This window comes from Desulfopila sp. IMCC35006 (genome assembly GCF_005116645.1).
In the GTDB taxonomy this organism is placed as follows: domain Bacteria; phylum Desulfobacterota; class Desulfobulbia; order Desulfobulbales; family Desulfocapsaceae; genus Desulforhopalus_A.
This window is the reverse complement of record NZ_SWCM01000004.1, coordinates 216,896-236,465: the sequence shown is the minus strand read 5'-3', so window position 1 is coordinate 236,465 and position 19,570 is coordinate 216,896. Positions and strand designations below refer to the sequence as shown.

The window sequence follows — 19,570 nt, the reverse complement described above, 5'->3', positions numbered from 1 at the left end:
GTAAAATAGTGTGAGAGATCAAGGAAAAACCGGGCAATGTGGCGATTAGGGGGTGAAAGCTGTTCTTGACTTAATTAAACCGGATGTTTAGTATTTCCGAGGCTTCTGTGGCAGCGTTTTTTTCTGGCAGCTATCTTGTTGAAAAAAGGCACAAATATTGTATTTTAAGATGATCGGTATATATGGCGATGATCTCAATTTAGAGTTCTCGTTTAGCGTTATGCAGGAGGAATGAGTGGAATTTAATGATTCATTGAGCATCGGAATGGACGATTTTTCAAACAATGAAGAGATGGAAATCCCTGAAGTATTGCCCATGATGGCGGTACGGGATGTCGTTGTCTTCAACTATATGATTATCCCTCTTTTTGTCGGTCGTCCGGGGTCCGTCGAAGCCGTTAATGAGGCTCTTGGGACAAATAAATTGCTGATGCTTGTCACTCAGAAAGATGCCACCAAGGACAATCCGAAGGTTGAAGATCTTTATGAGGTTGGCATGGTCTGTGTGGTCATGCGGACGCTGAAGCTGCCCGATGGGCGTCTCAAGGTGCTTGTTCAGGCCATGTCCAAGGCGAGGATAAAAGAATTTGTGCGGACCGAACCTTCCTACCAGGTATCGGTGGAAGTTATCGAAGACGTTGAAGCGGAAGAGGTTACTGTTGAGGTAGAGGCCTTGATGCGGGCGGTCCGGGAGCAGACCGAGAAGATAATGTCGCTGCGCGGCATTCTTTCAGCCGATCTCATGATGATCATCAACAACATCGAAGATCCGGGCCGGCTTGCCGACCTGGTCGGCTCAAATCTGCGCCTGAAAATTTCCGAATCGCAGAAAATCCTCGAGGAAAGTGATCCCGTTGAACGGCTGCGACTGGTGAGCCAGCTGCTGACCAAAGAGCTCGAAGTCTCGACCGTGCAGGCCAAGATTCAAAACGATGCCAAAGAGGAAATGAGCAAGTCGCAGCGTGAATATTTTCTGCGTGAGCAGATGCACGCGCTGCAAAAGGAATTGGGCGACACCGACGAGCGGTCGCAGGAAATCGATGAGCTCGAACGGAAAATCAAGAAAACCAAAATGCCCAAGAGTATCCGTAAGGAGGCGAAAAAGCAGTTGAGCCGGATGGATATGATGCATCCGGATTCCTCTGAGGCAACGATTATTCGCACCTACATCGACTGGATTCTTGATATCCCTTGGAAAAAGAGTACCAAGGACATGCTCGATCTGGTCCAGGCTAAAATCATCCTGGATGAGGATCACCACGGCCTTGACAAGGTGAAGGAGCGTATTCTGGAATATCTGGCAGTACGGAAATTGAACCAGACGACCAAAGGACCCATTCTCTGTTTTGTCGGCCCTCCCGGGGTTGGCAAGACCTCTCTCGGGAAATCGGTCGCCCGGGCCATGGGGCGAAAATTCCACCGCATTTCCCTCGGCGGGATGCGCGATGAAGCGGAGATCCGCGGGCATCGTCGAACCTATATCGGCGCCATGCCGGGACGCATTGTCCAGGGGCTGAAAACAGTCGCGACCAATAATCCGGTTTTCATGATGGACGAAATTGATAAACTGGGCTCCGATTATCGTGGCGATCCTTCCTCAGCTCTTCTCGAAGTGCTCGATCCGGAACAGAATTTCGAATTTTCCGATCATTACATGAATCTGCCCATCGATCTGTCGAAGGTGATGTTTATCACCACCGCCAATATGAGCGATACCATCCCCGGACCGCTGCTCGACAGGATGGAGGTCATTCGTCTGTCCGGCTACACCCAGGAAGAAAAAGTTGTTATTGCCAGACGCTACCTTCTGCCCCGACAGATTAAACAAAATGGTCTCAAGGCACGGCAGGTAAGAATAGATGATGAAACCCTGCAATATATTGTCACCCATTACACCTATGAGGCGGGGCTGCGTAATCTTGAGCGGGAAATAGGCAAGGTATGCCGGAAAATCGCCCGGAAGGTGGCTGAAGGCGGCAAAGGGCCGTACACGGTTTCGAACCGCAATCTTGATCGATACCTGGGCCCGCCGAAAAACATACCCGAGTCGGAGCTGGAAAAACTGGAACAGCCCGGTCTGGTGACCGGCCTTGCCTGGACCGAGGTTGGCGGCGAAATCCTGCAGATCGAGGTGAACATCATGCCGGGCAAAGGGAAACTGCTTATGACTGGCCAGTTGGGCGATGTCATGAAAGAGTCCGCCCAGGCGGCCTTGACCTATTGCCGAAGCCGGTCAGAAGAACTCAAGGTTGCCGAAGACTATTTTGACAAGATAGATCTGCACATTCATGTTCCGGCAGGTGCTATCCCCAAAGACGGCCCGTCAGCCGGTATCACCATGGCGACAGCTCTGTACTCGGCGATTACTGGTCGAACCGTTATCAGCAATCTGGCAATGACCGGTGAAGTGACCCTGCGTGGTCGCGTACTGCCCATTGGCGGCTTGAAAGAAAAGGCCCTCGCAGCGCTACGTGCCGATATTACCACGGTGATTATCCCCGCGCAGAATGAGAAAGATCTTCAGGAAATACCAATAGATATAAGAAACAAGATGGAGTTTTTCCCGGTCAAGGACATGGATGAGGTGGTCAAGATTGCGTTTCCAAAAGTTTCTGCAGTGAAGACCGCAAAGGCCACCGCTAAGCTGAGCGGGAGCAGTGACGTCGCCTGATCTGGAACATAGCTCAACACCTGATCGCCCGAAAAAAAGAGGTGGCCCCTGGGGTATCCTCCTGGTTTTTCTGGCCTTGATACTGAGTGGCGGCTGGTATACGAGCTATGTTTTATCCCCCGGTCCGGAAAGCCCGAATGAAACGGCAATCGTCTCCATTCCACGGGGCACCTCTGTTCGTGGAATAAGTGAAATTCTTGCCCGGGAAGGCATCATCAACCCCGATGTCAGGTTTCTTCTGCTGGCAAAATTGTCCGGGTATAGCAGCAGACTCCAAGCCGGTGAGTTCAGGCTGCGCACCGGAATAAAGCCCCTGGAGGTGTTGCGGGAACTGGCATCCGCCAGATCGATCGAATATCCTATCACGATTCCGGAAGGACTTCGCGCGGCTGAAATTGCCCAGATTTTTGGCGATTATGGCTGGTGTAATCCGAAAAGTTTCCTCAACCTTGTGAACGATAAGGCTTTTCTGGCAAAATTAGGATTTCCTCACCTTGACAGCCTTGAAGGCTATCTTTATCCGGATACCTACCTCTTCACCAGAGATATTACGGGTGCGGAGAAGATTATTCCCATCATGGTCAAACGGTTCAACGAGGTCTGGAGTGAAGTGACTGCTGGAGTTCCCGGGCCGGTCGATCTGGAGAAAACCGTTATCCTCGCCTCAATTGTTGAAAAAGAAACCGGAACACCAGAAGAAAGACCATTGATTGCTGCGGTATTTCAGAACCGGCTGCAAAGTGGCATGCGCCTGCAGTCCGATCCCACCGTCATTTACGGCACAAAGAAATTTTCAGCTCCCATATCCAAGAGCGACCTGCTCACCGAAACCCCCTATAATACCTACACGCTCCCCGGCCTCCCGGTTGGTCCGATCTGCAGTCCGGGCAAGGATGCACTGCTGGCCGTTTTACATCCGACCCCCACCGATACGCTCTATTTTGTCTCGAAAAATGACGGCACCCACCACTTTTCAAAATCACTGATTGAGCATAATCGTGCCGTAGAAAAATATCAGAGGAAAAATTCGGATAAAAAAGGTAAGTAGATAAGGAAGCTGGGCGTAGTCGGGGCAACAATGGTTGGGTTGACAAGATAGACTTTATTACCGTGGAAATTCGCTGCGTGTTTTCAGGAATGAATTTCCAAGGTACGTATCCCCTAGTGGGGATTAGACGGGAGAAAACGGTGAAAATTGCCCTGGTGCAGATTAATCCGGTTATCGGTGATTTTACAAAAAATTGCGGGAAAATCAAATTCTGGTCGGAAAAAGCCAAGGCTTGTGGCTGTGAACTGGTGATATTTCCTGAACTCGCAGTGTCCGGCTATCCTCCGCAGGATCTTCTTGAAAGAACATCATTTCTCGTCGCCCATGAGGAGGCGGTATCAGGCTTACTGGGTGAACTGCCCGACCTTGATGTCATGTTTGGCTGTTTTGAACAGCGGGAGGGGCAACAAGGGAAAAAGCTTTATAATTCCGCTGTGGTTGCCCGACAGGGCAGGATTGTCTTTCGGGCACACAAACAGCTGCTGCCGTCCTATGATGTCTTTGATGAGACCCGCTATTTTGAACCGGGTCCGCCGTCAGAATTGTATACACTCAAAAATCTGCAGTTCGGGGTCACCGTTTGCGAGGACGTCTGGAGTGAAGAGGTGAAGGAGTATGACACTGACCCTGTAAGTGAGATTCTGTCTCTTGCGGCAAAGAATCGGGATAAGGTTCATGCAATCATCAATATCTCCGCCTCTCCTTTTCAGCGTAATAAAGAACGCATCCGAAAACAGATCTTTCAAAAGATCTGTCGTCGCTCCGGTACCCCTTTTCTTTACTGTAACCAGGTTGGCGGACAGGATTCACTGCTTTTTGACGGACGTAGTCTGGTCATGGATAAGAAAGGTACGGTGGTCGCCCAGGCCCTCGGCTTTGCCGAAGATATGATTGTCATCGACAGCCGGACCTGGCAGGGTGATATGCATGGCGTACCGCAGCTCTCCGAGCATGCGGCGGTGTATGCGGGGCTGGTCATGGGGGTGCGTGATTATGTGCAGAAATGCCATTTCTCCTCCGTGGTGCTTGGCTTGTCCGGGGGGATAGATTCGGCACTCACCGCAGCCATTGCAGTTGACGCCCTGGGTGCGGAAAATGTGCTTGGTGTTGCGTTACCTTCTCCTTACAGTTCCCAGGATTCGCTTGATGACGCCAAAAAACTGGCCGAAAACCTGGGCTGTCGGTTCGAGGTCCTGCCGATATCCGGACTCTTCGACGGTTTTCGGCGCAGCCTCAATTCATTTTTTGCAGGACTGGATGAAGATATAACCGAGCAGAATCTGCAGGCCCGTATACGGGGTAATCTTCTGATGGCATTGTCGAATAAATTTGGTCATTTACTTTTGACAACCGGCAACAAGAGCGAGATGGCCGTGGGCTATTGCACCCTGTATGGCGATATGAGCGGTGGATTGGCGGTGATCTCCGATGTACCGAAGCAGCTGGTCTATGAACTGGCGGCGTACATCAACAGGGCAAGAGAAATCATTCCGGCCCGAATCATTTCCAAAGCACCGACTGCGGAACTTAAACCGGACCAAACCGATCAGGATGATCTGCCGCCCTACGAAATTCTTGATCAGATTCTCGAGCTGCATCTCGAAGAGGGAAAAGGTGCTCGTGAAATTATCGCTCTTGGTTTTGATGAACAGACAGTCCGCGACATCCTGCGACGGGTTCGGGTCAATGAATACAAACGAAAACAGGCTCCGATGGGGCTGAAGGTGACCACCAAGGCATTTGGTTTTGGGCGCAGATATCCCAATGTGCAAAACTTTCAGGAATAACTTTAATGGCTTTGCAAATTGAAAGATAGCCGCTACTCCTTACAATCCATTCTCAAGTATCTTGTTCTTGGGGGATTTCTCTGTGCGGTGATCTGGCTCATTGTCCGTGAGCAACTGATTGATCGTCCTGAGAAACTTTATGTGACCACCTCCGGCAGTGTCGACATGTGTCTTAGCTGTCATAAGGACGAAAAACTCGACCCGGCTCACGATGTCTCAGTTATCGGCTGTTCTCCCTGCCATCTCGGCAATCCTCTGGCGGTAACCAAAGAAAAAGGGCACGAAGGGATGGTGCTCAATCCGGGCGATCTTCGCCATGTGGAAAAAACCTGTTCCGTTGAGGGGTGTCATCCGACCGATGTGCATAAGGTGAAAAACTCTCTTATGGCAACGAATCGGGGGATTATCGGCACCTTGCTGTATTACTGGGGGGAAACGGACAGCCAGAGTACCGAACTCACGGTAGAAGAACTCCTGAAAACGGGGAAGAGTTCTCTGGCTCTCGATTACTATCGAAAACTCTGCGCGACCTGTCACCTCTGGAAACAAAAAAACGATATGCCCGGGGTTCCGCAATTTTTTAATGAAAAGGGTGGGGGATGCTCGGCATGCCACTATGACGTACCAGGACAAACCGGTATGGAAGAAGTCTTAGTCTCGGACAACAAACAGATTGCCCGTGCCCCGGATAAAAAAATTCATCCTCTCATCACTCGAAAGGTGCACAGCGTCAATTGTGTCCGGTGTCATAATCGTTCCGGCCGGATTGGTATCTCGTATATGGGAATTTTCGAATCCGAAGGGTATGGCACGCCCTATGAGGAAGGACATTTAAATTCCAGGCAGCTGCCGGGGGCGAGATTTTATCTTGAGATTGCCGATGACGTGCACCATACAAAAGGGATGGAGTGCATCGACTGTCATACCCGCAACGAGATCATGGGTGACGGCACGAGTTATGCCCATTATGAAGATCAGGTGGAAATTTCCTGCGAGGTCTGTCACTCGGACCATCCTGGAACCACAAGAAAAAACAATACGCTTACCAATATTGACACCGAGGACGGCAAGATCGTGCTGGTGGGCAAGGTTGACGAGAAGCTGCATCCCGTCAAGACGGCAAAAAAAGGAGTGTGCGATTTTGGTGCCCATAAACGGGTGACCTGTGAGGCCTGCCATTCAACCTGGGTAGCCCAATGTTATGGCTGCCATGCCAAACGCGATGCCGCGCATACCCATCTGGATAAATTGAGTCTGGAAAAAACCGCCGGATTATGGGAGGAGGGCCGTTCTTACATCCGCTACGAAAGGCCGATGCTCGGGGTCTGGCAGGATGAGATTGTTGTGGTCACTCCCGGCTGCCAGGATATCGTCACGGTGGTGGATAAAAATGGCGAGATCGACAAGAGCTTTGACCGGTTTACCATGGCGGCGATCAATCCCCACACCACCCAGGCGAAAGGCCGGGACTGTATTGACTGCCATGCCTCTACGAAGACCGTTGGCCTGGGGGAAGGAAAAATCTTCCTGCGAGACGGGGAGCTGGCCTTTGAGGGTGTAGATAAAGGAATTGTCACAAGTGCCGGTAAAACTGTTCCTTTTGATGCGTATGTGACCATGGATGGCACGCCGCTGCAGCATAGTTCCCGGTCCACTTTGCGGCCTTTTAACAAGGGGGAACTCCGGTCGGTTCTGCGGGTTGGACTCTGTGTCGGCTGCCATAATCGGTACGACGATCCGGTTTGGAAAAATTATACCAGTGAGACTGTCTGCCGTCGTCCGGAACTGTCTTCCGGGGTCCGGGATGAAGATTTTCCCAAGATAAATGGAGAAAAGAGATAGGAATACTAAGCGGTAACACCGTCGGTTTAAAAACCCATCAATTAAAAGCCCTGGAACGACTTGCGCAGAAAAGGGTCCAGCGGGATAAGATTATTAATCCGGAGATGGCCCGGACACTCTGCCAGCTTTCTGCCGAACTGAACCGACAGCTTGGACTGCTCGTGCATCGGTCCGGTAAAATTGAAGCTGTCGTGGTTGGCACTTATTCCCAGATTATGCTGCCGCAACTGGCCAATGTCCGGGCATCCGGCGGCAGGCTGCGCGGCCTGCGACTGATTCACACCCATCTGGCCGGAGAGGATATCAGCGATGAAGACCTTATGGATCTGCTTTTTTTACGGCTGGATCTGCTGTCCGTCATCAAGGTCGATGCTGAGGGGTTGCCGGAAAAAATGTATTCGGCCCATCTGCTGCCTACCGCCCACGAAGGAAAAAACTGGACATTTCTCAAGCCGGTTCATCCCGCTAATCAGACTGAATCGTTTGAGGAGTTAATTGGTGCAATAGAGGGCGAGTTTGGCCTGAGCCGGAAAACCAGTCTGGTCGATCGCGGAGAGGATCGCGCTATTCTGGTCAGCGTGACTACCGATGCAAAGAGGCAGGCAGAGGAATCACTTGCCGAGCTGGTCGAACTGGTTCGTTCCGATAATATTGTTATTTTAGATACGGTGCTGCAGCGTAAAAGCAAAGCCAATCCCCGGCTTATCATCGGCAAGGGTAAACTGGCCGAGATCATGATCAGGGCCTTGCAGCTCGACGCCAATCTCCTGATCTTCAACCAGGAGCTGAACCCTTCGCAGATACGATCCATCACCAATTTCAGCGACCTGCGGGTTATTGACCGCACCCAGCTCATCCTCGATATTTTTGCCCACCGGGCCATGAGCCGGGAAGGCAGACTTCAGGTGGAGATGGCGCAATTGAAATATATGCTTCCCCGGCTGTCGTCTCGAGACGATGCGTTGTCACGGCTGACCGGCGGAATCGGCGCGCGTGGCCCGGGCGAAACCAAGCTGGAGATCGATCGCCGAAGAATTAACGACCGCCTGGCCCGGCTGACCCGCGAATTAAAGCAGGTGAGCGCCGAGAGATACCGGCGCAGGGCGCAGCGAAGAAAAAAAGAACTGCCGGTTTTATCGCTCGTCGGCTACACCAATGCCGGCAAATCAACCCTTCTGAACACCTTGACCCACAGCGATATCGTCGCCGAAGACAAGCTTTTTGCGACCCTTGACCCGACCAGCCGGCGACTGCGATTTCCTACAGAGATGGAGGTTATCATCACCGATACGGTGGGTTTTATCCGAAATCTGCCGACAGATCTGCTGCAGGCATTTATGGCAACCCTGGAGGAATTACAGGAGGCGGATCTGCTTGTCCACGTTGTCGATGTATCCAATCCCGGCTTTCGTGAGCAGATGGCGGTGGTCGAACAATTGCTTAGAGAACTTGAGCTCGATGAAATACCGGTTCTGACCCTGTATAACAAGATCGATCAGGTCGAAGATAAAGAGGCTATCGAACAACAACTCGGCAGGGACGCCATTATCGTCAGCGCGCTGCAACCGGAAACTCTTACCGGGTTTCTCAACCAGGCCGAACGCATGATCGGCAAGGTACTGGACCAAAATCCGGGGGAGTTGCCACCCTGAAACGGCTATTTTCCCCTGACTCGTCGTTGTTCTCAAAATGTAATTCTCGGAGGTCACCGTAGACTCCGATTTCCATTATATGCCTGCGGTTAAATGTCTCGCACGCCTGGATGTTGAGCGATATGACTCGTTTCAGGATGAAAACTAGGGGAGCAGATAGAATCCCAGTTCTTTTTCGTAGGCCCGGTCTTCGATAAATTCGGCGCCGATACGGTTGCCGGAGACCGTTTTGATAATGACTTTTTTAAAGAGAACCGTTTCTTTTCGATTGTCGAGAGTAAAGACCAGGGACCCCCGCTGACCTACTTTCATATCGTGGATACCCCGGACTTCAAAGCATGCCCCATTGAGAGAAAGATTCATGATCTTGATCTTTCCGCCGCCAATCGCCGGTGGAATCAAATCGTAGATCCCTTCGAGTTCGGTGTTTTTTCGAGCATTTCGGCGGAATTCCAGGTGCACCTTATAGACATGCCCGCACTTGCATTTAACTTTTATGAGATGCAGACGATGTCGAAACTGGGCAGCGGAGATGGCCCGGGCAGCATCGCACGCCGGGCATACGATCATTGCCTCATCGTCTGGTTTAACGAAAGATCTTGGGGTTTCTGGCGTATTTGGCATGCTCTATTATACAATTCCTCTCGTTTATTGCAAACAGCGAACTATAAAGAGTAAATGCCCCATATTTAAAAATATGAGCGGACATAGATGGTATCAGTACGGTACCCCCGGCCGGATCGCTCTTTTACGCGGGAGTCAATCGTAAATAATTGCCGTATATTTTTCCAGGATTTCTTCTGTCTCTTTATCAAGTTCACTGGCTACTTCATGGATCTGGTATTCCTGGCCGCAGACAGTACAACGCATGCGCACTCTGCGACACATGCGATGTACCTTAAGTTTTCCGGAGCATTTCTTACATTTCATAGGCTGTTCCCGGTACATGGAGAGTACATCGGGAGACTCTTTTTAACTGAGTAGTTGTTCTCTGGTGAAGACTGATTCGAGCGTATAGCCCGCTTTTGCCAGAGCCTCGGTACCGCCTTCCTGCCGCTCAACGATCGTTGCAATGAGACCCACCTTGAAGCCGGCCGCTTCAACTCGTTCTATTACTTTAAGCAGTGTGCCGCCGGTGGTGACCACATCTTCAAGCAGGGCGACGGTGCAACCTTCGGCCATATTTTTCAAGCCTTCAATATAATTGCCGGTTCCGTGTCCTTTAGCCTCTTTGCGGACAATAAAGGCAGGAATCGGCTTCTCCGCGAGAAAACTCGCGATCGACACCGCTGTAACCAGAGGATCGGCACCAAGCGTCATACCGCCAACTGCCTGGATGGGGGTGGGTGATTTTTGCAACAGACTAAAGAGCAATTTACCACAGAGATATGCCCCTTCTGCGGAAAGGGTTGTCTGTTTACCGTCAATATAGAAATCGGAAGTTTTTCCGGAAGTAAGGGTAAAGGAACCTTTTCGATATGATTTTTCGAGGAGGATTTCTTTCAGTCGTTGTCTGTCGTCCATGGGAATATGCGCTATCGGCGGAGTAAAATTATAATAAATTGCTATTGTTAATAATCGTCGTTAATAAATTTGTAGTCGATACTACCTTTTTTTTTCCCATGTTTAAAGAAAAAACTGGTAAGGTTTTTTAGCAATGACGGCTATCCTGTTCATTCTTTGCTTGATGCCGGCAGGCTTTAAAATTTTACCTTATCTACGGAATGATTTTTGCTGTTTCTTAAAGGTGAAGACAGATCCATCTCGGTAATTTCCTGAAAACTCAAAATTCAAGATGGATACGAGATACGTTGCATAAACCAATCTGATTACCCCGCAAGCTCAGCTTGTCGAAAAGGAAGGGTGTGTGCTGTTTTTTCCCCGGGACGCCGTAAACCCATCCCTGGGGGGCTTCGCTGCAGCCGTCCTTGGCTGCAGAGACCCGTAAAACGAACAGCCCACACCCTGGTTCAGTAGCTGAACATTGGGGGCAATCAGATAAACCAATATGAATATTATGAGGAGAAGCTATGTGTGGTATTGTTGGATATTGCGGTCCCCGGCGCGTCGTGCCGGTAGTTTTGGAAGGCCTGAGGCGACTTGAATATCGAGGGTACGATTCAGCTGGTATTGTTTATCTGGAAAAAGACCGGCTCATCAAGCATCGCGCGGCAGGCAAATTGTCGAATCTTGAAGCAATTATCGGGGACGCAATCATTGCCCCATCCCATATAGGTCTTGGCCATACCCGCTGGGCAACCCACGGGGCGCCGACCACCGAGAATGCCCATCCGCACAGTGACTGTACCGGTGATCTCGTCGTCATCCACAACGGTATCATCGAAAACTACCACTCACTGCGTGAAGAGCTGAAGGCGAAAGGTCATGTGTTCTCCTCTGAGACCGATACCGAGGTTCTCGCGCATCTGATTGAAGATAATCTCGATGGTGATCTGGTTGTCGCCGTAAAAAAAGCGATCAGCCTGGTCGAAGGCTCCTATGCAATAGGGGTACTCTGGGCCGGCATGCCGGACACGCTTATTGCTGTACGTAATCAGAGTCCTTTGGTGCTGGGTGTCAGCGAGAAGGATGGTAATTTTATGGCTTCTGATATCCCGGCGCTGTTGCCCTACACCCGGCAGGTAATATTTTTAGACGATATGGAACTGGCGATTCTGACCGCCAAGAGTCACCAGATCTTTTCGCTTGTTACCGGCAAACCCTTGCAAAAAGAGATTCAAACGATCGACTGGAACGCGGCGATGGCCGAGAAGGGGGGATATAGACATTTCATGCTCAAAGAGATTTTCGAGCAGCCCCAGGCCATCACCAATACGGTGAGCGGGAGAATCAACCTGGAGACGGGCGTGGTTGATCTGCCGGAGATTAAACTCTCCGAGGCCGATCTGGCAAATATTGACCGCATCTTTCTGGTCGCCTGCGGAACTTCCTGGCACGCGGCTCTTGTGGCCAAATACTGGATTGAGAAATATGCCAACATTTCGGTGGAGGTCGATATCGCTTCAGAGTTTCGCTATCGGCATCTGCTGATCAATGAGCGGGTGCTGACGGTTGCTCTCTCGCAATCCGGAGAGACGGCCGATACCCTTGCCGGTATTCGCAAGGCAAAAAAAATGGGCGCAAAAATCATTACCGTCTGTAATGTGGTCGGATCGACTATGACCCGTGAGTCCGATGGCACAATTTATACCCATGCCGGACCGGAAATTGGTGTTGCCTCGACCAAAGCCTTTATTTCCCAGCTTGCAGCGCTTTTTCTTTTCAGCCTGTACCTTGGCCAGATCAAAAAGAGTGTCAGCCTGGAGAAGAGTGTCGAGCTGGGGCGGGAATTAATAAATGTCGCAGGGGTCATCGCTAACGAATTGCCCAGAATTCAAAATGAATTGCAGATACTTATTGAAAACTATTACAGCTGCCGTGACTTTCTGTTTGTCGGAAGAGGACTCAACTATCCCATTGCCCTGGAAGGGGCGTTGAAACTCAAGGAAATTTCCTATATTCATGCTGAAGGCTATGCGTCAGGGGAACTGAAACACGGGCCGATTGCCTTGATAGATAAGGATATGCCGGTGATGGCGCTGGTGCCTCAGGATGAAGTCTACCAGAAATCAATTTCGAATGTTGAAGAAATCAAAGCCCGTCAGGGTCGAATTATTCTAATCGGTACCGAAGGGGACAGCCATCTGAAGACCATCAGCGATGATGTGATTTATCTCCCGCAGGTCCACGATGCGATGAACCCGATTCTCTATACCATCCCGGCCCAGCTTCTTGCCTACGAAATAGCCACAAGACGCGGTTGCGATGTCGATCAGCCTCGAAATCTGGCGAAAAGTGTCACGGTGGAATAGAGTGGACCTTTGGGTAAAAGATATTGCCTTAGAGTAAGTATCATCTTGAACGAGTGTTCGTATTTGCGTCAAATCTCAGAAAAAATTGATGAAAAGGGGGTAGCCGTGAGGGTATCCCCTTTTTATGCGACCCTGACAGAAGTCATTTGGATGTGTCTCTCAAGCTTTGCCAATAATAAGGTGGAGCCGAGGCAGTATTCACAATACGTATTGTATTTTTTTCAAAGCAGAGTTCTGTCAAGTTCCGCTATAAAGTGGAGAGAATTATGCGGTCGTTACGTTTAACAAGTTATCTGTCTCTGTTATTGCTCCTGCTTTCCTGCAGCACTTATGGTGGATCCGCTGGTAACACGATTACCGGTAACGCAGGTTCAAAGCTCCTCTCCGAGAGTTTTGGCGCATTCAATGAACCCTGGGCGATGACTTTTTTACCGGATGGAGACCTCCTGGTGACTGAAAAATCCGGTACTTTACTTCAGGTGCATCTGGATGACCGTTCCAGGGTGCCTGTCAAAGGTGTACCCAAGGTAGCGTATGGCGGTCAGGGAGGTCTGGGGGATATCATTCTCCATCCTCAATACAGGGATAACAACTGGATATATCTGTCTTATGCCGAGCAGGATGCGTCCGGAAACAGGGGAGCAGCCGTTGCCCGGGCTCAATTCCGTCCTGCATCTGCCCAACCAGAATTGAAAAATTTTGAAGTCATCTGGCGGCAACAGCCTAAAGTCTCCGGTAGCGGCCATTACTCTCACCGGTTGGCATTCAGTCCGGATGGACATTTATTCATCACTTCCGGCGAGCGGCAAAAACAGAGCCCCGCCCAGAGCTGGGAACAAAATCTCGGCAAGGTCATCAGGCTCAACGCAGACGGATCGGTGCCATCTGACAATCCGTTTCAGGACAGGGGAGAACTGGCAAAAACCTTCTGGTCTCTCGGTCATCGCAATCTGCTTGGCATTGCTTTTGACCAACAGGGCAGACTGTGGACACACGAAATGGGCCCCAGGCACGGTGATGAATTCAACCTGACTCTTGGTGGAGACAATTACGGCTGGCCAATCGTATCCTGGGGCGATCAATACTCCGGTATGCCAATTCCGGATCATGATACGCGACCAGAATTCAATGCACCGGAGGTCTACTGGGTGCCAACGGTTGCACCCTCAGGTCTGATCATATACGACGGCTCCATGTTCCCAGCGTGGCAGGGTAATGCCTTTGTCGGCGGGCTCAGATCACAATCACTGGTACGGATCAGGATAGAGGGTGACCGGGCCGAGGAGGTCGAACGTTTTGCCATGGGCAAACGTATAAGAGAGGTTGAGCAGGGACCGGATGGTGCAATATGGGTTCTGGAGGATGAAGAAGGTGGTCGCCTGCTTCGGCTCACTCCGCACGAGTAAGCAATGCGCTGGGAAGCATGTATCTCGCGAATACTACGGTCCGGCAGATCAAATCCTTTGATTAAAAGAGTAAACCAGAATAGCCGTGTGCTGAAAAAACCAAAATACCAAAACCCCGAACATGAGACGCAACATAAAAATATTGTGTCAAAATTCGGGGTTGTTGCTTGTCATCCTGCGGCTGCATGGTTCCATGCCAGACCCACATGAACATTATGGACGACACTTGCTGCAATAACATGGGATCCCAGGTGCCAAGGGGGCGTTGCGCCCCCAAATGCAACTTTCCGATCAATTATGCCCGTTGTGTCATGGAACTGCTTTAAAGTACCCGATAACATTTCAACGGTTCGGGCGTAGTACTCTTTAAACCGTTTTTCCCAGAGCTTTCTGCGCCTCGTCTCTTGTCTCATAGATATGGGGTGCGACATTTCGTTTCTGTAAGGCATCCCCCAGCTTCATCCGCAGAAAGGTGCTGGTGGTGTAACGGGTGACACCGGTATAATAGTTATCCATCAGCCGGCGGACCATGGTCGTATATTCGTCAATGATTTCAGGGTAAATGGTGAAATTGTCGTAATTGACGATGGTAAAAACCTTTTTGCCAAGAGGTCGGAGGATATTGCCCACAGCATCCTCAATGTCCCTTACGTCGTCACTGTTTTTCACCAGGTAATTTTCAAAATTGACATAAAAAATATTTTCTGCCGGATGATAGGTGATCCGTTCTTCAAGGGTCAGATTCAACAGATCTTCCTTCAGTCCCATCGGATCGTCCCGGAAAATTCTTTCATCCATGATACGGGGTTTTTTTCGCATGACCGGGGGAAAATCCATCTGCGCAAGAATATCTTTTTCCAGATCTATTCCTGGAGCGATTTCCAGCAGTTCCATGCCGGCTCCGGTCAGTCGGAACACAGCCCTTTCGGTGATGTACAGCACCTCCTGGCCTTTTTGTACCGCATATTCTCCGCTGAAAGTGACATGCTCCACCTGATCGACAAATTTTCTTACTTTGCCTTCCTGTTCTATGCAGAGTTTATTTTCTTTGACGGAAACCTTCAGCCCGCCGGCGGTAAAGGTGCCGACAAAAATCACCTTTTTGGCATTCTGGCTGATATTGATAAAGCCCCCGGCCCCGGCGAGTCGGGGACCGAACTTGCTAACATTGAGGTTCCCTTGTTTATCTGTCTGGGCAAGTCCCAGAAAAGCCAGATCCAGTCCCCCTCCGTCATATAAATCAAACTGGCTGGGTTGATCGATGATTGCCTCCGTATTGCTGGCGGCCCCGAAATTAAGTCCGCCCGCAGGCAGTCCGCCAATAACTCCGGGCTCTGCCGTCAGGGTCAGGAACTCCAGGATTTTCTCTTCATTGGCCACGCTGGCAATGCCTTCGGGCATACCGATGCCCAGGTTGACCACACTGTTGGGCCGTAACTCAAAGGCGGCCCGGCGGGCGATAATTTTTCTATCGGTCATTTTCATCAGGGCAACAGATTGCATGGGAACGCGGATTTCACTGCTGAAGGCGGGGCTATAGGCTTCGCCAAAGGTCTGCCAGTGATTTTCCGGTCTGGACAGCACAATACAGTCCACTAATATACCCGGAATTTTAACCAGCCGGGGGTTGAGGCTACCCCGGTCGGCAATACGTTCCACCTGCACAATGACAAAACCGCCCGAATTTTTGGCGGCTGTGGCAATGGCCAGGGCTTCCAGAATCAAGGCTTCTTTTTCCATGGTGATATTCCCATCCGTATCCGCAGTGGTTCCTCGAAGGATAGCCACATTGATGGGCAGGGTTTTATAGGCCAGATAGTCCTGATCGTCAAAACGGATGAGTTCGACAATCTCATCATGGGTAATATCATTGATTTTACCACCGTCTTTTCTGGGGTCGACAAATGTACCCAGGCCGACAGCTGTAATAGTTCTGGGTCTATGTGCGGCAATATCCCGGAACATATGGGAAATCACGCCCTGGGGCAGATTGTAGGCTTCTATTTTATTCTCTATGGCCAGTTTCTGTAATTTGGGAACCAATCCCCAGTGGCCTCCGATCACCCGGCGGACCAGTCCCTCATGTCCCAGATGATTCAGGCCTCTTGCTCCACCGTCTCCCTGCCCGGCAGCGTACATCAGGGTCAGATCCCTGGGGTGCCCGTTTTCCAGAAAATATTCTTCCAATCGGATCGCGATTTCTTCGGCAAAACCGATCCCTACAAAGCCGCCGGTAGCCACCGTATCGCCGTCCCGTATTACCCTGACGGCCTCTTCCGCGGAAACCACTTTGCCTTTTTTCATCCGCATAGGAGTCAGGGAAGAAAGCATGGGATGTTGCATGCTCTGTTTATTTTCTTTTTCTGTCATAACTGTTCTCCTTTGTGACTGTATAGGAAATGAGGTGTTGTGGCATATTGCCATAATAAAATGTGATTACCACTAAACCTCAGCTAGAGGGGGATATGAGGTGCTCTTTGCACGGGACGCCATAAACCCATCCCTGGGGGCTTGACCGCAGCCATCCAGGCTGCGGAACACCCGTGCAAAGGGCACCTCATATCCCTCTGGACCTTCCAAGCTGAACTTTAGTGGTAATCACATAATAAAAAGCCCAATAACCTCATCCATATTACAAGAGTAAGCAATTTCTTTGATGTAGACGCACTTCTCTGAAAAATCAAATCAGGTTGAAAGGATTGGGTCAACCCTTTTAACCTGAAGATACCATGTATGGAATGGAAAAACTCTTTATCTGCAAGATTGACATCCCTTTGAGGTGACGTGGGCAGACACTGGGGTCGGTTGAAAAGGTGGATATTAAAGAAATGGGCTGAAAATAGCCTGGAAAATTCTGCACATCCCGATCACAATTGATGGTGATACTGCATGAAAACGACACAGCCGGCGACATGGCAAAAAGGTTCGTGGACGGCGAATCTTTTTGCATCTTTCAGCGAGCTAATATTGTGAGGAGATGCGACGTTGGTACCAGCAACATAGCGAAACTTTGGCGACGGGGGCGAAATGACACTTGCGCTGGATTAACACGCTGTCCAATTGCAACACCTACGCATCCAGCAGCGCTTTGGCGCCGAGGATGAGTTGCTTGGTAAACTTGACCAGCAGCTTTGATTTCAAGTTCCAGCAATGCCAATAGAGTTTCACGGGGATACTGTGACCCGGGGCCAAATCGACAAACCGACCGTTGCCAGTAAAAGGCTTGCTCTGCTGCCGTGGTAACATTCCGTAACCAAGGCCCATGGCAATGAAATCGACGAATTTTTCAGCCGATGGCACATAATTGGTTCGTATGGAGTCAGGTGTTTGTCCGAGGACAAGCTGGAAGAGTTTATTGTGTAATTCGTCCTTGCGGTTAAAAATAATAGCAGGGGCACCGCAAACATCAGCAATGGTGAGTCCAGATGGAAACCATTTATCTGCAAATTCCGGAGTGGCAAACATATGGTATTGCATCTGCCCCAGGTAGTCGATTCTGCAACCCTGCAGGGGCTGCTCCTTGGTGCTGATGCATCCCACAACATCACCGTCTTTGAGCAGCTGGTGGGTCTGTTCCTGATCATCGACTCTAATATCCAGCAAGACACCATTCTCTTTGACAAAAGATTGGATTGCATCAAGAAACCAGGTGGCAAGACTGTCAGCATTGAGAGCCACTGCTATCGATGTGTAGCTTTTGTCGACCTGCAGGGTCATTTCTCCGAGTAGATCGTCCTCCAGCCGCTTGACCTGCAGATAGTGTTTGGAGAGATTACGACCAGCCGGGGTAAGCCGGGGGGGTGTGGTGCGCGCAACCAGGATCTGCCCCATCTGCTCTTCCAGCAGTTTTACCCGTTGAGAGACTGCTGATTGAGTGATATTCAGTGTCTGCGCCGCTTTGTCAAATCCGCCACCCTCGGCCACAAGGGCCAATGCTTCGAGGAGCTTATAATCAAACATGACCCTCTGCTATTAGAGATATTAATGTGATATGAAAACAATTAATTTTACTTTGTAAGCTATCTCGCCTATTTTCTCAAGTAAACACTATTGGGGGAAATAAAACGAATGATGATAGCACCTTTTATCCAGGGGTTTGGGGCAGGTGGAGGACTGATTGTGGCCATAGGTGCGCAGAACGCCTTTGTCTTATCTCAGGGAGTTCGTGGCAATCACCACGTCATTGTTGCCCTTATATGCATTCTTTGCGATGCCATCTTTATAACCGCTGGAGTTGCCGGCATCGGTGGAAAGGTGTCCGCCAATCCGGTTTTAGCGCAGTGGGTCGCATGGGGTGGGGCAGGATTTCTCTTTGTCTATGGCTGTAGCTCTCTTCGCTCTGCCATAAAGGGCGGGAGTCTTGAGGCAAGTGATTCGACTGTGCATTCTTTGGGCGCTGCCGTCCTGGCAACCCTGGCAGTGACACTCCTTAACCCGCATTTTTATTTGGATACGGTTATTCTTCTCGGGAGCATCAGCAGCCGGTTTCATGGCGAAAATCGCGTATTGTTCCTGGCCGGGGCTGTCTCTGCTTCGACACTGTGGTTTATCTGTCTCAGTCTTGGCGGACAGATGCTTGCACCCTTCTTTAGAAAACCAATATCATGGCGGATTCTCGATACGTTGGTCTGGGGCACCATGTGGATGATTGCGGCGTCCTTAATCATACCGGGGATGCCTGGTTGAAAAGAAATGGTTGAGCAATCCCTTGTTACTTGCGGGTTCCTCCTGTCAGCTTTTTATATTTCGCGATAAAAGCAGATGCGCCGGAATATCCGAATACTGATACATTGGGAGGGCAACCAGGGGCGCTTATGATTGCCAGATCAGATCAAAAAATGACCTGCGGTGGGGGCGAGTGCCTCCCTCAGTCTGACCCGATCTTTGGTTTGTTACGCCGAAACACGTGACACTTTATCATTCAGACCTATGCCAGTAATAAAACTTCACGTGTATTCCTTCTGATTGAGCTGCTTGATAATGCGACAATTCTTCAGTTTTTAGTTCATCTATCCGCTCCGGAGTGAGTAAATAAGCATCCTTTTCCTCTGTGACCTCCCAATGATCAGACTTAAGAAATCGAAATGCGACATTTCTTGCTTCATCTATATCGGCTGACAAAACCCATGCATGAGCGACTGCCCTTGAAACGTGGGCAATAACAGGATTTTCAACCTGCGGTTCGACTTCAAGACGAAAATAATACGAATTCATACGAGACCTCAAATATCGTTCTTGCCTGCTGCAGGCAGCAGGCGTTGTGATTGCTGTTACTGAGTTTTTCCGGCGAGT

Annotated in this window: 14 protein-coding genes; 8 read left to right on the top strand and 6 right to left on the bottom strand. The window is 50.2% G+C overall.

Going from position 1 to position 19,570, the window contains the following annotated elements:
- The first annotated feature begins 235 nt into the window (after positions 1-235).
- The 5 genes from lon (at position 236) to hflX (ending at position 9,000) form a co-directional block, all read left to right on the top strand.
- Complete coding sequence (lon, locus tag FCL47_RS09370; protein ID WP_136813238.1) at positions 236-2,671, top strand: endopeptidase La; 2,436 nt, start codon at positions 236-238, stop codon at positions 2,669-2,671.
- Positions 2,658-3,719, top strand: a complete 1,062-nt coding sequence (gene mltG, locus FCL47_RS09365) for an endolytic transglycosylase MltG (protein WP_240744185.1) — start codon at positions 2,658-2,660, stop codon at positions 3,717-3,719. The genes lon and mltG overlap by 14 nt, the downstream gene beginning before the upstream one ends.
- Positions 3,720-3,859: 140 nt before the next feature.
- Positions 3,860-5,506, top strand: coding sequence for an NAD+ synthase (locus FCL47_RS09360; protein WP_136813237.1), 1,647 nt, complete (start codon positions 3,860-3,862; stop codon positions 5,504-5,506).
- 18 nt (positions 5,507-5,524) lie between these two features.
- Positions 5,525-7,348, top strand: coding sequence for an amino acid ABC transporter substrate-binding protein (locus FCL47_RS09355; protein WP_136813236.1), 1,824 nt, complete (start codon positions 5,525-5,527; stop codon positions 7,346-7,348).
- A 104-nt stretch (positions 7,349-7,452) separates the two neighbouring features.
- Positions 7,453-9,000, top strand: coding sequence for a GTPase HflX (gene hflX, locus FCL47_RS09350; RefSeq protein WP_240744184.1), 1,548 nt, complete (start codon positions 7,453-7,455; stop codon positions 8,998-9,000).
- 144 nt (positions 9,001-9,144) lie between these two features.
- Here the strand turns inward: hflX and FCL47_RS09345 are convergent, their stop codons facing one another.
- The 3 genes from FCL47_RS09345 to pyrE all read right to left on the bottom strand — a co-directional run bounded on the left by FCL47_RS09345 (position 9,145) and on the right by pyrE (position 10,524).
- Positions 9,145-9,624: a PilZ domain-containing protein gene (locus FCL47_RS09345; protein WP_136813234.1), complete on the bottom strand. Its 480-nt coding sequence runs from the start codon at positions 9,622-9,624 to the stop codon at positions 9,145-9,147.
- Between the two features lie 135 nt (positions 9,625-9,759).
- The gene (locus FCL47_RS25420) at positions 9,760-9,930 is read right to left on the bottom strand and encodes a dual CXXC motif small (seleno)protein (RefSeq protein ID WP_304992072.1); all 171 of its coding nucleotides are present in this window, start codon (positions 9,928-9,930) and stop codon (positions 9,760-9,762) included.
- Positions 9,931-9,972: 42 nt separating this feature from the next.
- Positions 9,973-10,524, bottom strand: coding sequence for an orotate phosphoribosyltransferase (gene pyrE, locus FCL47_RS09340; protein ID WP_136813233.1), 552 nt, complete (start codon positions 10,522-10,524; stop codon positions 9,973-9,975).
- Between the two features lie 506 nt (positions 10,525-11,030).
- Between pyrE and glmS the strand changes: the two genes are divergently transcribed.
- Entirely contained in the window at positions 11,031-12,872 is a 1,842-nt protein-coding gene (gene glmS, locus FCL47_RS09335; protein ID WP_136813232.1) for a glutamine--fructose-6-phosphate transaminase (isomerizing), read from the top strand.
- A gap of 266 nt (positions 12,873-13,138) precedes the next feature.
- On the top strand, positions 13,139-14,278 hold the full coding sequence (locus FCL47_RS09330) for a PQQ-dependent sugar dehydrogenase (protein WP_136813231.1): 1,140 nt from the start codon (positions 13,139-13,141) through the stop codon (positions 14,276-14,278).
- 366 nt (positions 14,279-14,644) lie between these two features.
- Here the strand turns inward: FCL47_RS09330 and FCL47_RS09325 are convergent, their stop codons facing one another.
- Both FCL47_RS09325 and FCL47_RS09320 read right to left on the bottom strand, forming a co-directional pair.
- Positions 14,645-16,648 carry an acyl CoA:acetate/3-ketoacid CoA transferase gene (locus tag FCL47_RS09325; protein WP_240744183.1) on the bottom strand — a complete coding sequence of 668 codons (2,004 nt, stop codon included), beginning with the start codon at positions 16,646-16,648 and terminating at the stop codon, positions 14,645-14,647.
- A 699-nt stretch (positions 16,649-17,347) separates the two neighbouring features.
- On the bottom strand, positions 17,348-18,238 hold the full coding sequence (locus FCL47_RS09320) for a LysR family transcriptional regulator ArgP (protein ID WP_136813230.1): 891 nt from the start codon (positions 18,236-18,238) through the stop codon (positions 17,348-17,350).
- Positions 18,239-18,346: 108 nt separating this feature from the next.
- Between FCL47_RS09320 and FCL47_RS09315 the strand changes: the two genes are divergently transcribed.
- Positions 18,347-18,964 (top strand): LysE/ArgO family amino acid transporter, encoded by a 618-nt coding sequence (locus tag FCL47_RS09315; protein ID WP_167496437.1) that lies wholly within the window; start codon positions 18,347-18,349, stop codon positions 18,962-18,964.
- Positions 18,965-19,195: 231 nt separating this feature from the next.
- On the opposite strand, the gene FCL47_RS09310 is transcribed toward FCL47_RS09315, so the two are convergent.
- Positions 19,196-19,492, bottom strand: a complete 297-nt coding sequence (locus FCL47_RS09310) for a hypothetical protein (RefSeq protein ID WP_136813229.1) — start codon at positions 19,490-19,492, stop codon at positions 19,196-19,198.
- Between the last annotated feature and the right edge of the window lie 78 nt (positions 19,493-19,570).